The 19,273-nt window shown below is 31.9% G+C and carries 17 protein-coding genes; all 17 read left to right on the plus strand.

The window, feature by feature from the left end:
• The first annotated feature begins 293 nt into the window (after positions 1-293).
• The 17 genes from mraY (at position 294) to BB045_RS09820 (ending at position 19,065) form a co-directional block, all read left to right on the plus strand.
• On the plus strand, positions 294-1,259 hold the full coding sequence (mraY, locus tag BB045_RS09740) for a phospho-N-acetylmuramoyl-pentapeptide-transferase (protein WP_070582051.1): 966 nt from the start codon (positions 294-296) through the stop codon (positions 1,257-1,259).
• Between the two features lies 1 nt (position 1,260).
• Complete coding sequence (murD, locus tag BB045_RS09745) at positions 1,261-2,610, plus strand: UDP-N-acetylmuramoyl-L-alanine--D-glutamate ligase (RefSeq protein ID WP_070678604.1); 1,350 nt, start codon at positions 1,261-1,263, stop codon at positions 2,608-2,610.
• Positions 2,611-2,625: 15 nt separating this feature from the next.
• Positions 2,626-3,954 carry a cell division protein FtsQ/DivIB gene (locus BB045_RS09750; protein WP_070582053.1) on the plus strand — a complete coding sequence of 443 codons (1,329 nt, stop codon included), beginning with the start codon at positions 2,626-2,628 and terminating at the stop codon, positions 3,952-3,954.
• Positions 3,955-4,057: 103 nt separating this feature from the next.
• Positions 4,058-5,491, plus strand: a complete 1,434-nt coding sequence (gene ftsA / locus BB045_RS09755; protein WP_075140720.1) for a cell division protein FtsA — start codon at positions 4,058-4,060, stop codon at positions 5,489-5,491.
• A gap of 29 nt (positions 5,492-5,520) precedes the next feature.
• Positions 5,521-6,702: a cell division protein FtsZ gene (gene ftsZ / locus BB045_RS09760; RefSeq protein ID WP_070440641.1), complete on the plus strand. Its 1,182-nt coding sequence runs from the start codon at positions 5,521-5,523 to the stop codon at positions 6,700-6,702.
• A gap of 231 nt (positions 6,703-6,933) precedes the next feature.
• Positions 6,934-7,725, plus strand: coding sequence for a peptidoglycan editing factor PgeF (pgeF, locus tag BB045_RS09765; RefSeq protein WP_070582055.1), 792 nt, complete (start codon positions 6,934-6,936; stop codon positions 7,723-7,725).
• 98 nt (positions 7,726-7,823) lie between these two features.
• A complete protein-coding gene (locus tag BB045_RS09770; RefSeq protein ID WP_070582056.1) occupies positions 7,824-8,492 on the plus strand; it encodes a YggS family pyridoxal phosphate-dependent enzyme in 669 nt (222 codons plus the stop codon).
• 11 nt (positions 8,493-8,503) lie between these two features.
• Positions 8,504-9,097 carry a cell division protein SepF gene (locus tag BB045_RS09775; protein ID WP_070582057.1) on the plus strand — a complete coding sequence of 198 codons (594 nt, stop codon included), beginning with the start codon at positions 8,504-8,506 and terminating at the stop codon, positions 9,095-9,097.
• A gap of 12 nt (positions 9,098-9,109) precedes the next feature.
• Positions 9,110-9,400 carry a YggT family protein gene (locus BB045_RS09780; protein ID WP_070582058.1) on the plus strand — a complete coding sequence of 97 codons (291 nt, stop codon included), beginning with the start codon at positions 9,110-9,112 and terminating at the stop codon, positions 9,398-9,400.
• A 33-nt stretch (positions 9,401-9,433) separates the two neighbouring features.
• Positions 9,434-10,261 (plus strand): YlmH family RNA-binding protein, encoded by an 828-nt coding sequence (locus tag BB045_RS09785; RefSeq protein WP_070582059.1) that lies wholly within the window; start codon positions 9,434-9,436, stop codon positions 10,259-10,261.
• Positions 10,262-10,303: 42 nt separating this feature from the next.
• Positions 10,304-10,996 carry a DivIVA domain-containing protein gene (locus BB045_RS09790; RefSeq protein ID WP_070582060.1) on the plus strand — a complete coding sequence of 231 codons (693 nt, stop codon included), beginning with the start codon at positions 10,304-10,306 and terminating at the stop codon, positions 10,994-10,996.
• 225 nt (positions 10,997-11,221) lie between these two features.
• A complete protein-coding gene (ileS, locus tag BB045_RS09795; RefSeq protein WP_070582061.1) occupies positions 11,222-13,972 on the plus strand; it encodes an isoleucine--tRNA ligase in 2,751 nt (916 codons plus the stop codon).
• A gap of 346 nt (positions 13,973-14,318) precedes the next feature.
• The gene (locus tag BB045_RS09800) at positions 14,319-15,830 is read left to right on the plus strand and encodes an NmrA family NAD(P)-binding protein (RefSeq protein ID WP_075140721.1); all 1,512 of its coding nucleotides are present in this window, start codon (positions 14,319-14,321) and stop codon (positions 15,828-15,830) included.
• Positions 15,831-16,265: 435 nt separating this feature from the next.
• A complete protein-coding gene (locus BB045_RS09805) occupies positions 16,266-17,060 on the plus strand; it encodes a VOC family protein (RefSeq protein ID WP_075140722.1) in 795 nt (264 codons plus the stop codon).
• 4 nt (positions 17,061-17,064) lie between these two features.
• Positions 17,065-17,544 (plus strand): CHAP domain-containing protein, encoded by a 480-nt coding sequence (locus BB045_RS09810; RefSeq protein ID WP_070440664.1) that lies wholly within the window; start codon positions 17,065-17,067, stop codon positions 17,542-17,544.
• A gap of 115 nt (positions 17,545-17,659) precedes the next feature.
• Complete coding sequence (gene lspA, locus BB045_RS09815) at positions 17,660-18,136, plus strand: signal peptidase II (RefSeq protein WP_070582064.1); 477 nt, start codon at positions 17,660-17,662, stop codon at positions 18,134-18,136.
• Positions 18,137-18,147: 11 nt separating this feature from the next.
• On the plus strand, positions 18,148-19,065 hold the full coding sequence (locus BB045_RS09820) for an RluA family pseudouridine synthase (RefSeq protein ID WP_070582065.1): 918 nt from the start codon (positions 18,148-18,150) through the stop codon (positions 19,063-19,065).
• Positions 19,066-19,273: the final 208 nt, after the last annotated feature.

The following is a 19,273-nucleotide window of genomic DNA, read 5'->3' on the forward strand; positions in this document are numbered from 1 at the left end:
TTATAATTTGACTTGAAAAAGTAGATGATAAGTTATGAGAATTGAATGAACGTCTAAAAGTTGTGACAAGCATATTGAGCATAGGTTACAAAATAGAACTTTAGTAGCAAATATAAGTGAGGGGGTGGTTATTATCATTCCCTTCTCAGCTCGTGTTACTTCAAAGGGCGTCATACGATCTCATACAAATTTTAAATGAATTTACTTTAAAATATTGATAAAATGAACGAGATATTATCAATTAATAAACTCAGAAGACAAAACTAAAAATTAAATATATAAAGGAGACAATTATGTTTTTTATACTTGCGATTATCGCACTATTAATTACTTTTATCTTAGTACCTATTTTAATTCCAACGCTTAAGCGAATGAAATTTGGACAAAGCATTCGTGAAGAAGGTCCACAAAGCCATATGAAAAAAACAGGCACACCGACAATGGGTGGTTTGACTTTTCTAATTAGTATTATCATTACCTCAATTATTGCAATTTTCTTTGTAGATAATTCAAATCCAATCATTTTATTATTATTTGTGACAATTGGTTTTGGTTTAATAGGTTTTATTGATGATTACATCATCGTAGTTAAGAAAAACAACCAAGGTTTAACAAGTAAGCAGAAATTTTTAGCACAAATTGCAATTGCAGTAGTATTCTTTTTACTAAGTGATGTTCTCCATCTTGTAGAATTTTCAACTAATCTAAACATACCTTTTACAAATATTAGTATTCCATTATCTTTTGCATATGTGATTTTTATTGTTTTTTGGCAAGTTGGGTTCTCAAATGCTGTGAATTTAACAGATGGTTTAGATGGCTTAGCAACAGGATTATCAATCATTGGTTTTACAATGTATGCCATTATGAGCTTTGTTTTAGATTCACCAGCAATTGGAGCATTTTGTATTATAATGATTTTTGCATTATTAGGATTTCTACCGTATAACCTCAATCCCGCAAAGGTATTTATGGGAGACACTGGTAGCTTAGCTTTAGGTGGAATTTTCGCAACAATTTCAATTATGTTAAATCAAGAATTATCATTGTTACTAATTGGGCTAGTATTTGTAATTGAAACTGCTTCAGTTATGTTACAAGTTGCTTCATATAAACTTACAAAAAAACGTATCTTTAAGATGAGCCCGATTCATCATCACTTTGAATTAAGTGGTTGGGGAGAATGGAAAGTAGTGACAGTGTTCTGGACAGCAGGTTTAATTTCAGGATTAATCGGATTATGGATAGGAGTGCATTAGCATGCTCAATTATACAGGATTAGAAAATAAAGATGTTCTTGTAGTAGGACTAGCCAAAAGCGGATATGAAGCAGCTAAGTTATTAATCAAATTAGGTGCCAATGTGACTGTAAATGATGGTAAAGACTTGTCACAAGATCCTCATGCCAAGGATTTAGAGGCGCTAGGAGTTAAAATAGTTGATGGTGGACATCCTTTATCACTATTAGATAATGAGCCAATTATAGTAAAAAATCCTGGTATTCCTTATACAGTTTCTATAATTCAAGAAGCATATCAGCGACATTTGAAAATATTAACTGAAGTAGAATTAAGTTATTTAATATCAGAAGCACCGATTATAGCTGTAACTGGAACTAATGGTAAAACAACTACGACTTCTTTAATTGGCGATATGTTTAAGAAAAGTAGATTGACTGGTAGACTCTCTGGAAATATAGGCTATGTAGCATCTAAAGTAGCACAAGAAACATCACCTAATGAATATCTAATAACTGAATTATCTTCATTCCAATTATTAGGTGTAGAGCAATATCGTCCGCATATTGCGATTATCACAAATATATATTCTGCTCATCTAGATTATCACGAAACGCTTGAAAACTATCAAAACGCCAAGAAACAGATTTACAAAAATCAAACAGAAAATGATTACCTAATATGTAATTATCATCAAAGACATTTAATTGAGTCTGAAAATTTGAAAGCTAAAACATTATATTTCTCTACTCAACAAGAAGTAGACGGTATATATATTAAAGATGGGTTTATTGTTTACAAAGGAATAAGAATTATTAATATAGATGATTTAGTATTACCTGGGGAACATAATTTAGAAAATATTCTAGCTGCAGTGTTAGCTTCAATCTTAGCTGGTGTACCAATAAAAGCAATTATAGATAGTTTAACGACATTTTCTGGTATAGATCACAGATTACAATATATAGGTACAAATCGCACTAACAAGTATTACAATGATTCTAAAGCTACAAACACACTTGCTACACAATTTGCATTAAATTCATTCAAGCAACCAATCGTTTGGTTATGTGGTGGTTTAGATCGTGGTAATGATTTCGATGAATTAATACCTTATATGAAGAATGTACGTGTCATGGTTGTTTTTGGTCAAACTCAAGAAAAATTTGCTAAGCTTGGCAATAGTCAAGGTAAGTTAGTGCTGAAAGCTACAGATATTGAAGACGCTGTTAAAAAGGTACAAGATGTAGTCGAACCGAATGACGTTGTCTTACTATCACCTGCATGTGCAAGTTGGGATCAATATAAAACATTTGAAGAACGTGGAGAAAGATTTATAGAAAGTTTCCGTGCCCACTTACCATCTTATTAAAGGTTGTGAAATCAAGTGAAAGATAAACGACGTAAAGATAATAAGGTGAGCTCGATTCAAAGTCTTATTGAAAAAAGAAATCGAGAATTAAACAATGAAGAACACCTTTCAAATCAAGATGCTAATCATAAGGATAAGAATAAAGTTTCCACAGTTGACGCTCAATTGTATAAAATTAATAAGCCTAATGAGACTTCTAAACAACAAGATCAAAATCAATTAATAGATGAAGATAACTTTAATAATCAATCCAATGAATCCGAACAATTGGAACAAAATGAAGCAATTGAACAATTTAACGAAACATCTGATGAAAATGCTCAAAGCGTTGAAAGTACCAAAATGAATGATAGTCACAGACTCTCCACTAATTCTAGTGAAAAAACATATAAGCTATCTATTAAAGATAGAGTTAAAGAGTTCAATGACAATCGTAAAAGAAAAAAACATGCCAAGAGTACACAATTTGATCATTTATCACCACAAGAGAGAAAAGAACAATTAAGAATTCAGCGAAGGAAGCGTCAAAAAAGAATTCAGTACATTATCATTACATTTTTAGTATTATTAATAATTTTATTTTTACTCTACATGTTTACACCACTAAGTAGAATTTCTAATATTAAAATTAGTGGAAATAACAATGTGAGTAACAGACAAGTTGAAAAAGCTTTGGATGTGAAAGATAATTCAAGAATGTATACCTATAGTAAACGTAAAGGTGTTCATAATCTGAAGAAGAATGATTTAATAAAAGACGTAAAAATTAAAAAGCAATTACCGAATACGTTAAAAGTGCAAATAACTGAAAATCAAGTTGTAGGTGTTGTTAAAGAAAAGAATAAATATGTGCCAATTATAGAAGGAAATCAAGAATTGAAAAGCTTTGATGGTAATATTGCCGGAAGTGGACCTATTTTAGAAGGATTTAAAGGTGAAGAAAAAAGCAACATGATTAAATCTTTATCTAAGATGTCTCCAGAAATTAGAGATATGATTTCAGAAATTAAGTACGCACCTAAGCAAAATAGCCAAAATCGAATTCTTTTATATATGCAAGATGATATGCAAGTAGTTGGCAACATAAAAACGATTGCTAATAAAATTAAATATTATCCTCAAATGTCACAATCTTTATCAAAAGACGACTCTGGTAACTTGAAAACCCAAGGTTATATAGATTTATCTGTAGGTGCATCATTTATACCGTATAATGAAAATAGTAGCGGAGATTCAAAATCCGATCAAAATGTTCGTCAAAAATCACAACAAGAAACTGATGCAAAAGATGAGTTACAAAGCGCTTTAAATAAAATTAACGAACAATCAGATTCAAATAATTAAAAAATTTCGATATTAATATGTGTTTATAGTTCACAAGCCTTACGACGTATTGTAAACTAAACATAGTGTATTTTAATAGTAATTTGTCAGGAGGTGCCTATCTATGGAGGAACATTACTATGTAAGCATAGATATTGGTTCATCAAGTGTAAAAACAATAGTAGGCGAAAAATTTCACAATGGAATAAATGTGATAGGTACAGGACAAACCTACACTAGCGGTATCAAGAACGGATTAATTGATGATTTCGACGTTGCTAAACAAGCAGTTAAAGATACAATTAAAAAAGCTTCTATCGCATCAGGTGTAGACATTAAAGAAGTTTTCTTAAAATTACCTATCATAGGTACTGAAGTATATGATGAAGCAAATGAAATTGATTTTTATGAAGATACTGAAATAAACGGCACACACATTGAAGAAGTGCTAGAAGGTATTCGTCAAAAAAATGATGTAGCGGATACTGATGTAATTGATGTATTCCCTATTCGTTTTATTGTGGATGGGGATAATGAAGTATCAGACCCTAAAGAATTGATTGCTAGACACTCATTAAGAGTTGAAGCAGGAGTTATTGCAATTCATAAATCTATCTTAATCAACATGATTAAATGTGTAGAATCATGTGGCGTAGATGTTTTAGATGTTTATTCAGATGCTTATAATTACGGATCAATTCTTACAGCTACTGAAAAAGAATTAGGCGCATGTGTAATAGATATTGGTGAAGATTTAACTCAAATTGCCTTTTATGAGCGTGGAGAATTAGTAGACGCTGATTCAATTGAATTAGCGGGTCGCGATATTACAGATGATATTGCTGAAGAACTAAATACTACATATGAAACGGCTGAAAAGATTAAACATCAATATGGTCATGCTTATGCTAATTCTGCATCAGATCAAGATGTATTTAGTGTAGATCAAGTAGACAGTGATGAATTAGTTGAATATACTCAAAAAGATTTAAGTGCTGTAATTGAGAGAACAATGCAAGATATCTTTGATGAGGTGTTTGATGTATTAGTTGACTTAGGGTTAACTAGAGTGAACGGTGGTTTCATTGTAACTGGCGGTTCTTCAAACTTATTAGGAGTTAAAGAATTACTTAATACGATGGTAAATGAAAAGATTGGAGTTCATACACCGTCACAAATGGGTATCAGAAAGCCAGAATTCACATCAGCTATTTCTACTATATCTAGTAGCATCACTTTTGATGAGTTGCTCGATTATGTTACAATGAGTTATCAAGATAATGATGAGTTTGAAGAAGAAGTTATTGAAGATAACGAGAGAGAACATACTTCTAAATCAGGTGGATTTGACTGGTTTAAACGTAAGTCAAATAAACATGAAGATACTTATGAAGAAGACTACAACGAACCACATGAAAGAACAGATAAAGTAGACGACTATGATAAGTATGATAGCAATGAAAGTCATCGCGATACGACAGAACATTATGATGATCAAGAGCAACCTCAAAAAGAAGAGGGCAAATTTAAAAAACTTATGAAATCTTTATTTGAATGATGGGCCAAAAAGACTAGGAGGATATATAAATGTTAGAATTTGAACAAGGATTTAATCATTTAGCGACATTAAAAGTCATCGGTGTAGGTGGCGGTGGTAACAACGCTGTTAACCGTATGATTGACCATGGCATGAACAATGTAGAATTTATTGCAATTAATACAGACGGACAAGCTTTAAACTTATCTAAAGCAGAATCTAAGATCCAAATTGGTGAGAAATTAACACGCGGACTTGGTGCTGGTGCAAATCCAGAAATTGGTAAAAAAGCAGCTGAAGAGTCACGTGAACAAATTGAAGATGCAATCCAAGGTGCAGATATGGTATTCGTAACTGCTGGTATGGGTGGCGGTACTGGTACAGGTGCTGCACCAGTAGTAGCTAAGATTGCTAAAGAAATGGGAGCATTGACTGTTGGTGTAGTAACACGTCCATTCGGTTTTGAAGGACGTAAACGTTCAACTCAAGCAGCAGCTGGTGTTGAATCTATGAAAGCAGCAGTTGATACACTAATTGTTATCCCTAACGATCGCTTATTAGATATAGTTGATAAATCAACTCCAATGATGGAAGCATTTAAAGAAGCAGATAATGTATTACGTCAAGGTGTTCAAGGTATCTCTGACTTAATCGCTGTATCAGGTGAAGTAAACTTAGACTTTGCTGACGTTAAAACAATTATGTCTAACCAAGGTTCTGCTTTAATGGGTATTGGTGTCTCTTCTGGAGAGAACAGAGCAGTTGAAGCAGCTAAAAAAGCAATTTCATCACCATTACTTGAAACTTCAATCGTTGGTGCTCAAGGTGTGTTAATGAACATCACTGGTGGGGAATCACTATCATTATTTGAAGCTCAAGAAGCGGCTGACATCGTGCAAGATGCTGCAGATGAAGATGTAAATATGATCTTTGGTACAGTTATCAATCCTGAACTACAAGATGAAATTGTAGTAACTGTAATTGCTACTGGTTTTGAAGATAAACCAACTTCACAAGGACGTAAAGCTTCAAGTACTGGTTTCGGAACAAGTGCAACTTCAAGCACTTCAACACAAGCAAGTACGCCAAGAGAAGAATCATTCTCACAAAGCTCATCAAGCTCTCGTTCTTCTGAAAGTGTATCAGAAAGAAATCATACTACTAAAGATGACGATATTCCTAGCTTTATCAGAAATAGAGAAGAAAGACGTTCTAGAAGAACTAGACGTTAATTGAAAATAAGTTTTGTCTATATTTCGTTGTATGGTTAAGTGTATATATCGTCTTAATCATTCCTAATTGGGAGTAGAACGGCGAATTCACTTGTGGATTCATGTTCGCTCCCTTTTTATTTACTTTCAAGCAAAGTGAAGATTGTTATATAATATATCTATATTCAATTTTAGAGTAAGCTTTTTAGAAATCGACAAAAATAAAACTTTTAATTAAGGTGGTTTGATCTCGTGTCAGAGAAATTTGTAAAGTATCCCCATCACTTGAAATATGAATCTCAAGACTTGAAGTATGTCAAATTAGGATTCACTACAAGAGAAGGTGGCTATAGTCTATATCCAGAATCATCATTCAATATGGCAAGATATGTGGATGATAATCCTGAAAATATTACTAAACACCAAGAAATGTTGGCGGACGCGATTGGGTTTGAAAGAGCACAATGGGTATTTCCAATTCAAACTCATGAAAATCGAGTAATGGAAATTTCGCAAAGTCATCGTGGAACTAACATCGATACATTAACAGATGATATGTATGGTATTGATGGGATTTATACATATGAACCTGATACGTTATTAACGATGTGTTACGCTGATTGTGTACCAGTTTATTTCTATAGTGAAAAACATCACTATGTAGGATTAGCACATGCTGGCTGGCGAGGTACATATGGTCAAATTGTTAGTGAAATGTTAAAGCAAATTGATTTTGATTATAATGATCTAAAGATTGTAATTGGACCATCTACATCAACTACATATGAAATTAATGATGATATTAAAGCGAAGTTTGACACATTACCGATTAATGTAAAAGATTATATTGAAACTCGTGGAGAGAATCGACATGGTATTGATTTAAAACGTGCTAATGCACTATTACTTAATCATTATGGTGTACCATTCGACAATATATATATAACTGATTATGCTACATCAGAGGATTTATCACTTTTCTTTTCATATCGAGTTGAAAAAGGTCAAACAGGTAGAATGTTGGCTTTTATAGGCCAAAAATAATCTGATTAGATTAGTTATATAAATAATAAATATTTAAATATATATGTATTTATTAATGACAATTAAACTTAACAAATGGTGAAGAGGTTGAGTAGAATATGGATGTAAAACAAAATTTAAGAAATATAGAAAGTGAAATACAATCACACTTTAAAAATAGTGAAGCGTCTACCTTGCCAAACGTGATTGCAGTAACAAAATATGTTACAATAGACCGTGCTAAAGAAGCTTATGATGCTGGACTTAGACATTTTGGTGAAAATAGATTAGAAGGCTTTTTAGAGAAGAAATCTGCGTTGCCTAACGATGTTACTATGCACTTTATAGGTTCTTTACAATCTAGAAAAGTAAAAGAAGTCATAAACGAAATTGATTACCTACATGCACTAGATAGACTTAGTTTAGCTAAGGAAATTAATAAAAGAGCGGATCATGAGATTGCCTGCTTCATACAAGTCAATGTCTCAGGAGAAGAATCTAAACATGGTATTGCTTTGAATGAAGTTAATCACTTTATAGAACAAATTGAACAATATGATAAAATAAAAATTGTCGGATTAATGACAATGGCACCTTATACAGAAGACACCACATATATTCGACAGTTATTTAAACAATTACGAGTAAAACGAGATGAAATCAAAAAACTTAATTTAGATTATGCACCGTGTGACTATTTATCTATGGGAATGAGTAATGATTATGCAATTGCTGTAGAAGAAGGTGCTTCATTTATAAGAATTGGGACTAAACTTGTAGGAGAATAGGAGTGAGCCCCGTGGCTATTAAAGATTTATTTAATAATTTTTTTCTAATGGATGATGAAGAAGAAGTTGAAAGCCCTGAAGAGCGACAACGTCGTGTAGTTCAGAATGAAGAAAATGAAACAAACAATGTTCAACAGAATCAACCGCAACAATCAGAACGTTTATATAGTAATCAAAGTAAATTGAAAACAGTACCACAAAAGAAATCAACAAGAAATTATAACTCAGAAGAAAGGAATGTGCGTATGAATCAACCGTCATCAAAGTCAAACGGCAAAAATGTTGTTACAATGAATCAAACGTCTCAAAGTTATAGTGGTTATGAAAGTTCAAAAATGTGCTTATTCGAACCACGAGTATTTTCAGATACACAAGATATCGCGGATGAATTAAAAAACCGCCGTGCTACTTTAGTGAATTTACAACGTATTGATAAAATTTCAGCTAAACGCATTATTGATTTTTTAAGTGGAACAGTTTATGCAATTGGTGGAGATATTCAACGTGTAGGTACTGACATATTCCTTTGTACACCTGATAATGTAGAAGTTGCGGGAAGTATTACAGATCATATTGAACAAATGGAATCGCAACACTACGAATAAGGAGAACGTTATATGGATGTAGGTTTACTAGCTACCATTTTTAATTTTATAATTTTTCTAGTTCAAATATATTACTTTGGAATGATTATTTATTTCTTTACATCTTGGGTACCTAATATTAGAGAATCTAAGTTCGGTGAAATACTAGGTAAATTATATGAACCATTTTTAGAACCATTTAGAAAGATTATTCCACCAATAGGAATGATTGATATTTCTTCACTTGTAGCTTTGTTTGTACTTGTATTATTCCAAGCTGGGTTAAGAAGTATCTTTAATATGGTAATAGTTCATTTAATGTAATAATATATGGCTTTTAAGAGGCTGAGACAATACATGAGGTTGTTTCAACCTCTTTTATCATTTAATTTAGAATCAGAGAGGTGTAAGATAATCGATATTTATCAGCATTTTAGAGACGAAGAGCAAGGGTTAATAGATCAATTAATAGATAAGTGTGATCAAGTTGAACAGCAGTATGCGCCAATTCTGACAAACTTTCTCGATCCGAGAGGACAATATATACTTGAAGTCATAACAGGCAGTTATGAAGATATGGAAGTGACTTTTTTTGGTGGAGATAACGCAGAGAGAAAACGAGGTATCATTGCACCTAATTATTTTGAACCTGGGGAAGCTGACTTTGAAGAAGTATTAATTCAAATCAACTATCCAGAGAAGTTTGTTAATATACAACATCAACATGTCCTAGGAACACTTATGTCATTAGGAATAGAAAGGGAACAAGTTGGTGATATTATTGTCGGTGACAGTATTCAATTTGTTTTGACAAAGCAATTAGAATCATATATTATGTTGGAATTAACAAAGATAAAAGGTGCTACAGTTAAACTTAATTCTATTCCATTTAAAGATATGATACAATCAGTAGAGAATTGGAAAATTCAAGGTAGTACTGTAAGTGCATTGAGATTAGACGTCGTTTTAAAGGAAATGATTCATAAATCTCGAACAATAGCGAAACAACTAATTGAAAAGAAGCGTGTGAAAGTTAATCACACAATTATTGATTCACCAGATTTTCAAGTTCAAACTAATGATTTATTATCTATTCAAGGATTTGGAAGAGCTCAAATCATTGATATAGGTGGTAGGACTAAAAAAGACAAAATACACATAAATTATCGAACGCTATTTAAGTAATAAATATAAGTCAATTTAATGTTGATTTAAGGAGGATGTAGGATGCCTTTTACACCTAGTGAAATTAAAAATAAAGAATTTACAAAAGTGAAAAATGGTTTAGAACCAGCTGAAGTAAGTGATTATTTAAATCAATTAAGTAATGAAATTGAACGTTTAAAAGAAGAAAAAAAACAACTTGAAAAAGTAATTGAAGAGAGAGATACTAATATTAAATCTTATCAACAAGTTCATCAATCAGTAAGTGATGCCCTTGTTCAAGCTCAACAAGCTGGAGAAGAGACTAAATTGGCTGCTAATAAAGAAGCTGAAGCTGTTATCAGTAAAGCTCAAGCACAAGCAGATTTAATTGTTAATGACGCTATCGAAAAAGCACGTCATTTATCATTCCAAACTGAAGATATGAAACGTCAATCTAAAATATTCAGATCACGTTTCCGCATGCTAGTCGAAGCTCAATTAGATTTACTTAAAAATGATGATTGGGATTATTTATTAAACTATGATATCGATGCAGAAAAAGTTACACAAGAAAATTTCCAACATTTAAATAGCGAAGATATTACACCTGAAGAGCAACTTAGCGCTCAATCTCAACAATCTGAAAGTGTGCTTGCAAGCGAAAATAATAACAGTACAACAGATTCACTAAGTACAAGTGGCGCAACTAGTACAAGTGAGAACGTTACTTCACAATCAAGCGTGAGTCAAAGCGAATCAACATCAAATAAATAATTGTTATAAAATAAGTCAGACAAGTAGGAGATAATAAACTTTTTACAGCGAATTAGGGTTGGTGAAAGCCTAATAAAAGTCTATCTCTTATATCACTGATTTTTACAAAGTTATATTATATATGAGAGAACTCTAAGTTGAGTTAACAAGGGTGGTACCGCGGTAATTCCGTCCCTTTTTAATTGAACTTAGAGTTCTTTTTACATTTAAGGAGTGAAATCAATTATGAACTATAAAGATACTTTATTAATGCCAAAGACTGACTTTCCTATGCGTGGTGGATTGCCAAATAAAGAACCGCAAATCCAAGAACAATGGGAAGCTAACAATCAATACCAAAAAGCATTAGAAAAAAATAAAGGTAACCAATCTTACATCTTACATGATGGACCACCGTATGCTAATGGTAATTTGCATATGGGGCATGCGTTAAACAAAATTATTAAGGATATTATTGTACGTTATAAAACGATGCAAGGTTTTTACGCACCATACGTTCCAGGTTGGGATACACATGGCTTACCAATTGAACAAGCTTTGACTAAAAAGGGCGTAGATCGCAAAAAAATGTCAATTGCTGAATTTAGAGAAAAATGTAAGGAATTTGCGTTAGAACAAATCGAATTACAAAAGAAAGATTTCAAACGTCTTGGTGTACGAGGAGACTTTAATGATCCTTATATCACGCTTAAACCTGAATATGAAGCTGCTCAAATTCGTTTGTTTGGTGAGATGGCGGATAAAGGATTAATTTATAAAGGTAAGAAACCAGTTTATTGGTCACCGTCAAGTGAATCATCTTTAGCTGAAGCTGAAATTGAATATCATGATAAGCGTTCAGCATCTATCCATGTAGCATTTGACGTGAAAGATACTAAAGGTGTAGTAGATGAGGATGCTCAATTCATTATTTGGACAACTACTCCATGGACTATTCCATCTAACGTAGCGATTACAGTTCATCCTGATTTAAAATATGGTCAATATAATGTGAATGGCAAGAAATATATTATCGCACAAGCATTATCTGAAGATGTAGCAGAATCTTTAAAATGGGATAAAGATGCCATTCAATTAGAAAAAGAATTTACAGGTAAAGAGTTAGAGTATGTTGAAGCACAACATCCTTTCTTAGATAGAATCTCACTTGTAATTAATGGTAATCATGTTACAACTGATGCTGGTACAGGTTGTGTTCATACCGCTCCTGGTCATGGTGAAGATGATTATATCGTTGGTCAAAAATATGATTTACCAGTTATTAGTCCTTTAGATGATAAAGGTGTGTTTACTGAAGAAGGTGGACAATTTGAAGGTATGTTTTATGATAAAGCTAACAAAGCAGTTACTGATTTATTAACTGAAAAAGACGCTTTATTAAAACTAAACTTTATTACACATAGTTACCCTCATGATTGGCGTACTAAGAAACCAGTTATCTTCCGTGCTACACCACAATGGTTTGCCTCTATTAATAAAGTAAGACAAGATATTTTAGATGCTATTGAAGAAACAGATTTCAAAGTGGATTGGGGTAAAACACGTATTTACAATATGATCCGTGATCGTGGAGAATGGGTTATTTCTCGTCAACGTGTTTGGGGAGTTCCATTACCTGTATTCTATGCCGAGAATGGCGATATCATTATGACGAAAGAAACAGTTAACCACGTAGCTGATTTGTTTGAAGAGTATGGTTCAAATATTTGGTTTGAAAGAGAAGCAAAAGACTTATTACCTGAAGGCTTTACACACCCTGGTAGTCCAAATGGTACCTTTACAAAAGAAATGGACATTATGGATGTTTGGTTTGACTCTGGTTCATCACATCGTGGTGTATTAGAAAATCGTCCAGAATTAAGTTTCCCAGCTGATCTATACTTTGAAGGCAGTGACCAATATCGTGGTTGGTTTAATTCTTCAATTACAACTGCTGTAGCAACTAGTGGTCAAGCGCCTTATAAATTCTTATTATCACACGGCTTTGTAATGGACGGTGAAGGTAAGAAAATGAGTAAATCACTAGGTAATGTTATTGTTCCTGACCAAGTTGTAAAACAAAAAGGTGCTGACATTGCACGTTTATGGGTAAGCAGTACTGATTATTTAGCAGACGTTCGTATTTCGGATGAAATCTTAAAACAAACTTCTGATGTATATCGTAAAATTAGAAATACTTTAAGATTTATGCTTGGTAATATTAACGATTATAATCCTGATACTGATGCAATTCCTGAAGCAGAATTACTTGAAGTCGATCGTTATTTACTAAATCGTTTACGTGAGTTTACTGCTAGCACAATTGAACATTATGATAACTTTGATTATTTAAATATTTATCAAGAAGTACAAAACTTTATTAATGTTGAATTGAGTAATTTCTACTTAGATTACGGTAAAGATATTCTTTATATTGAAGAGAAAAATGCGCATAAACGTCGTAGTATGCAAACTGTTCTATACCAAATCTTAGTTGATATGACTAAATTATTAGCACCTATTTTAGTTCACACAGCTGAAGAAGTTTGGACACACACACCACATGTAAAAGAAGAAAGTGTTCATTTAGCTGACATGCCTAAGGTAGTTGAAGTTGATCAAGCATTGCTTGACAAATGGAATCAATTCATGGCATTACGTGATGATGTAAACCGTGCGTTAGAAGTTGCACGTAATAATAAAATTATTGGTAAGTCTCTTGAAGCTAAAGTTGTAATTGGTAATAACGACAACTTTAAAGCTGCAGAGTTCTTACAACAATTTGAAGATTTACAACAATTATTCATTGTTTCACAAGTTGAAGTTTCAGATTCTGTAGACAATGCAGAGGCTTATCAACATGGTGATATTAGAATTGATCATGCAGTGGGTGAAAAATGTGAAAGATGTTGGAACTATACTGAAGAATTAGGTTCAGTAGGTGAATTAGAACACTTATGTCCACGATGCCAAGAAGTAGTTAAAACTTTAGTTTAATAAATATATTATTGAAAACACATAGGACATAAATAATATAATAATCCTATTTTGCAATTTATTGTAGCTGACTGAACAGACAAGACGCTTAAATCAAAATTTTCTCAGTTCTAGTCATCCTTGAGGGCAGGCCCCTACAAAGAAATTCTACAAGCAAAGCAAGTTGGGAGTTGGACAACGAATTTGAGAAGAATTCAGTCCGATTCCCTTTTTGTATTTACATTTATAATTTATAAGTAAAAATAATGACGATATGTAATGTTTCACTTTTTAATAAAAGGATATTTAAATAGATATATTTATTAAATCAAGATTATTCGACTATTTAATAATTAGGGGTGAAATCATTAGTAAAATCTTATTAACAGGTGCATCTGGTTATATTGGTGGACAATTAAAAGATCAATTAAAAATGCATCATGATATTATAGCAATTTCAAGAAATACTAGTAACAAAGAAAATGAAGAGAATGTTACTTGGAAAGCTGCTGATTTATTTGATTTAGATGAGATAACAGAAGTAATGGAAGGGGTAGATACTGCAATTTACCTTGTCCATTCTATGATGCCAAACGCCAAGTTAACGCAAGCAAACTTTGAAGATATGGATGCTTTATTAGCAGATAATTTTGCGAGAGCTGCAAAGAAACAAGGCGTTAAACATATTGTATTTATGAGTGGTTTAATTCCAAATGAAGATAAACTATCTGCTCATTTACGTAGTCGTTTGGAATGTGAAAAAATTCTAGGTTCTTATGGTATACCTGTAAGTACATTAAGAGCTGGATTAATTATTGGGGCTAAGGGAAGTTCTTATCCTATTTTAAAACGTTTAGTTGAACGATTGCCTGGTATGGTATTACCTAGTTGGGCATACAATATGATAGCACCAGTTTCAATTAATGATGTAATTAATAAACTGACATTACTAGTAGAGCGAACACCACAACATAATGAGGCTTTTGATATTACAGGACCTGAAATTATGAATTATAAAGAATTAATACAACGTACAGCAGTAGTGCTAAATAAGCGTTTACCAATCGTTGATTTACCAATTATACCTATTTGGGTAAGTAAATATTGGGTACAACTCATTTCACAAGTACCTAAACAAATGGTCTACCCACTTATGAATAGTTTAGTTCATGATATGATTCCGCAACCAGAGCGCACGCATCCTGATATTTCTATTGGAGAGATGACGTATGAAGAAAGTGTGCAACAAGCGCTAGATGAAGAAAATGAAATGAATGAAAATCAAAACAAATCAAAAAAATCATCTAGTTCTAATAGTAAAGAACAAATTAAAGATTTTAGAGCAATATCACGCTTTAGAATCCCAGAAAATTATTCAATGGAAGATGTCTCAAAAACATATGCGAAGTTTATAAATAATATTACGTTACATTTAATTAATGGAACTATAAATGAAAATGAATTTAATATTAGTTTGCCATTTACTAATCAATTTATTTTAAAAATGGAACGTGACATGCAAGATTCTTCAAAAGATATGATTGTTTATAAAATCATAGGTGGTAATTTAGCATTATCTAATAATGGTGGTAATGCTAGATTTGAATTTAGACGCATCTTGGATTCAAATGAAGCTATTATTGCACTACAAGAGTATGAACCAACGTTACCTTGGTCTGTTTATAAGTTTACACAGGCTAATATCCATAAATCTGTAATGGAATTATTTGTTAATCATATGAATAATCTTGCAGATAAAGATAAAGATAAAGAAGCGACAACACAAAGTGATCAATTGTTTAGTACAATCGCGATGACTGCAGGAGCAGTTATAGGTGCATATGTTGGATCAAAAATTTATCATTTGATTAAAGCCTAAATGACGAAAAATTAGTATTAATTTTAAGCTGAATATAATCCACGATTAATAACTTCATAATTAGTGAGAGAAAGGCAATTTCTATGAATATATTATAGAAATTGTCTTTTCTTTTTTTTGTTTGAATTAAGATGTATAGCGTTATTAAAATTAAGTGCAACTGCACTTGTGTAAGGCGTTCTAAAATAAATAATAAAACATAGTTGTGAAAATTTTAAGCAAGCATCTCGACTTAAGTGTAATAATGAACCCAATTTCTAAGACACTGCTTTAAAGCACTACTTTAGAAGTTAATAAATTGCAATATACATACAAAGACTGATAAAATTTTATATATTTTAAGATAAAATAGTAGGTATTATTTTCATTGAATTGTATTTTTCATCCATTAAAAGAAGTAAGTTATATTTAGTAATGCAATATTAGGAGGCCATAATGTTTCATTCAAAACATTCACATTTTGTAAATGGTATAACTATAAATGTTAGAAATTTAGCAGACTTAAGACCATTTTATGAAACTATATTGGGATTTAAAGTTATTACAGAAACAAATCATTCTGTTCAGTACGAGATAGGTCAGTCAAATCATTTTTTAACATTAAATGAAGTTATGAATGGTAGGGAACCACTTTTATCTGAAGCAGGATTATTTTATGTAGGTATAATGCTTCCTAATATTACAGATTTAGCCGATTTACTTGTACAAATGACAGACTTTGAAATTCCGGTAAATGGTGGAGAACAAAGTGTTTGTACGTCCCTCTTTTTTGAAGATCCAGAGGGGAATGCATACAAGTTTTATGTCGACCATGATATGGATTACTGGGGCTACGATAATGAAAATGTAAAGTTAGATATTGAAGCAATCAATGTTCCACGTTTACTAACAAATGTATCAGAACAAACTTGGCAAGAGATTCCTAAAGGCACTAAAATAGGAAATTTATCACTTAAAACGATACGTATGTCAGAGGTTGAATCTTATTATTTAAGATATTTTGGACTTGAACCATCTGCGTATTTAGATCAGTTTTCACTCTATATGTCTTCAAATCAATACTATCATCATTTAGCTGTTAATCAATGGTTATCAAGTACTAAACGTGTGATGAATAACGTAACATATGGTCTTGCTTTAATTGATTATTATTATCCCGAAACAAAGCATATTGATGTTAAAGGTCCAGACGGGCTTTATTTTAGATTTAATTTTATAGAAGTAGTGTGATTTAATGAAAAAATTTATACTTATAATGGTTTTAGGAAGTGTACTTTTCACTGGTGGAGCGATATATGATGGAATTGATAATCAAGATATGACGCAACCGACAATTCATTTTTGGGAAAAGAACCCAATGAAATTAAACTTATATGCTAAAGGCCAATGTACGTATTATGTGTTTGATAGAATTAGACAAGATGGCAATATGATTAGTAATAGATGGGGAGATGCCAAATATTGGGCTAATGAAGCAAGCAAAGAAGGATATAAAGTTAATGATAATCCAAGTGTTGGTTCAATCCTTCAATATCCAAAAGGTCAACATGGTCATGTTGCATATGTAGACAAAGTTAATCATGATGGCTCGTTAACCGTTTTTGATATGAATTATCGTAAACCATATGAAGTTACTAAGCGCACAGTTTACGAATACCAACTAGATGAATTTAATTATATTCATCCTAAGAAAAATCAAAGTGAAAACGCATAATGAACTACAGTTACTAATATCATCATCTATTTGTAACTGTAGCTTTTTTTATATAGAGGAGTAAGCTATAATGTAGAGTGTTGTCAAAGTGTAGTGTGTGAATGGAGGCACGTGAATGAAAAAGAAATATTATATAACCATATCTTTAATAGTAGCAATCGCTATATTAATTATTGACCAAGTCACAAAACGGATTATTGCTACAACAATGAATATTGGTGATTCATATGAAGTTATTCCTAATTTTTTAAACATAACATCACATAGAAACAATGGTGCGGCATGGGGAATTCTTAGTGGTAAAATGGGATTCTTTTATATTATTACGATAGTTATTCTCATCGTACTTGTACTATTTTATATTAAAGAAGCAAAGTATAATCTATTTATGCAAGTTGCAATAAGTTTACTATTTGCAGGTGCATTAGGTAACTTTATTGATCGATTAGTTAATGGTGAAGTAGTTGATTTTGCTGATACTAATATTTTTGGATATGATTTCCCAATATTTAATGTTGCGGATTCAAGTTTAACAATAGGTGTATTGTTCATAATCATTGCCTTACTTAAAGATTCGAATTCAAAAGAATAGGAGACTATAATTTGAAAACACATGAATTTAAAATTGAAAACCAAGAGCTTGTTGGACAGCGTATTGATAAATTATTACCTGAATTCAATAATGAATGGTCTAGAAGTCAAATTCAAGATTTGATTAAAGAAGATTTAGTTACAGTTAACGAAAAAGTGATTAAGTCTAATTATAAAGTTAAATTAAATGATCTTATTATTGTTACAGAGAAGGAAGTTGTCGAAGCCGATATTCAGCCAGAGAACCTAAATTTAGATATTTATTATGAAGATGAAGATGTAGCGATAGTTTATAAACCCAAAGGTATGGTAGTACATCCATCCCCAGGTCATTATTCTGGTACATTAGTTAATGGCTTAATGTACCAAATTAAAGATTTATCTGGAATTAATGGTAAAATTCGCCCAGGTATAGTTCATCGTATTGATAAAGATACTTCAGGGTTATTAATGGTTGCCAAAAATGATATTGCTCATAGAGGGTTAGTGGAACAATTAATGGATAAATCCGTTAAAAGAAAATATACCGCTTTAGTACATGGAAATATTCCACATGATTATGGCACGATTGATGCGCCTATCGGACGTAACGAGAAAGATCGACAATCAATGGATGTCGTTGATAACGGTAAAGAAGCGGTTACACACTTTAATGTTTTAGAACATTTTAATGATTACACATTAATTGAATGTCAATTAGAGACGGGGCGTACACACCAAATTCGTGTACATATGAAATATATTGGTTACCCTCTTGTTGGAGATCCAAAGTATGGTCCACGAAAAACACTTGATATTGGTGGACAAGCATTACATGCAGGTGTTATAGGATTTGAACACCCTGTTACTCATGAATACATTGAACGTCAAGCAGAATTACCTAAAGAATTTGAAACACTTTTAGAAGATATTCGCTTAAGAGATGCATAAGAAAAGAATAGTGGCTCTATAATAAATTGGACTGATGACTAAAAATCATCAGTCCAATTTTTATGTTTGAATACAAAAATGGCGCAATTACCTCTATAATTATTAGCTACCAAACAAAATAAAAAAGAAAGGTAATGCGCCTATGTGTAAGTCTATATTAAATACATTAAAAATTAAAGATAAAAATCTAAATTTTTCAGATGAAGTG

This window comes from Staphylococcus sp. MB377 (assembly GCF_001922505.1).
GTDB classification, from domain to species: Bacteria; Bacillota; Bacilli; order Staphylococcales; family Staphylococcaceae; genus Staphylococcus; species Staphylococcus haemolyticus.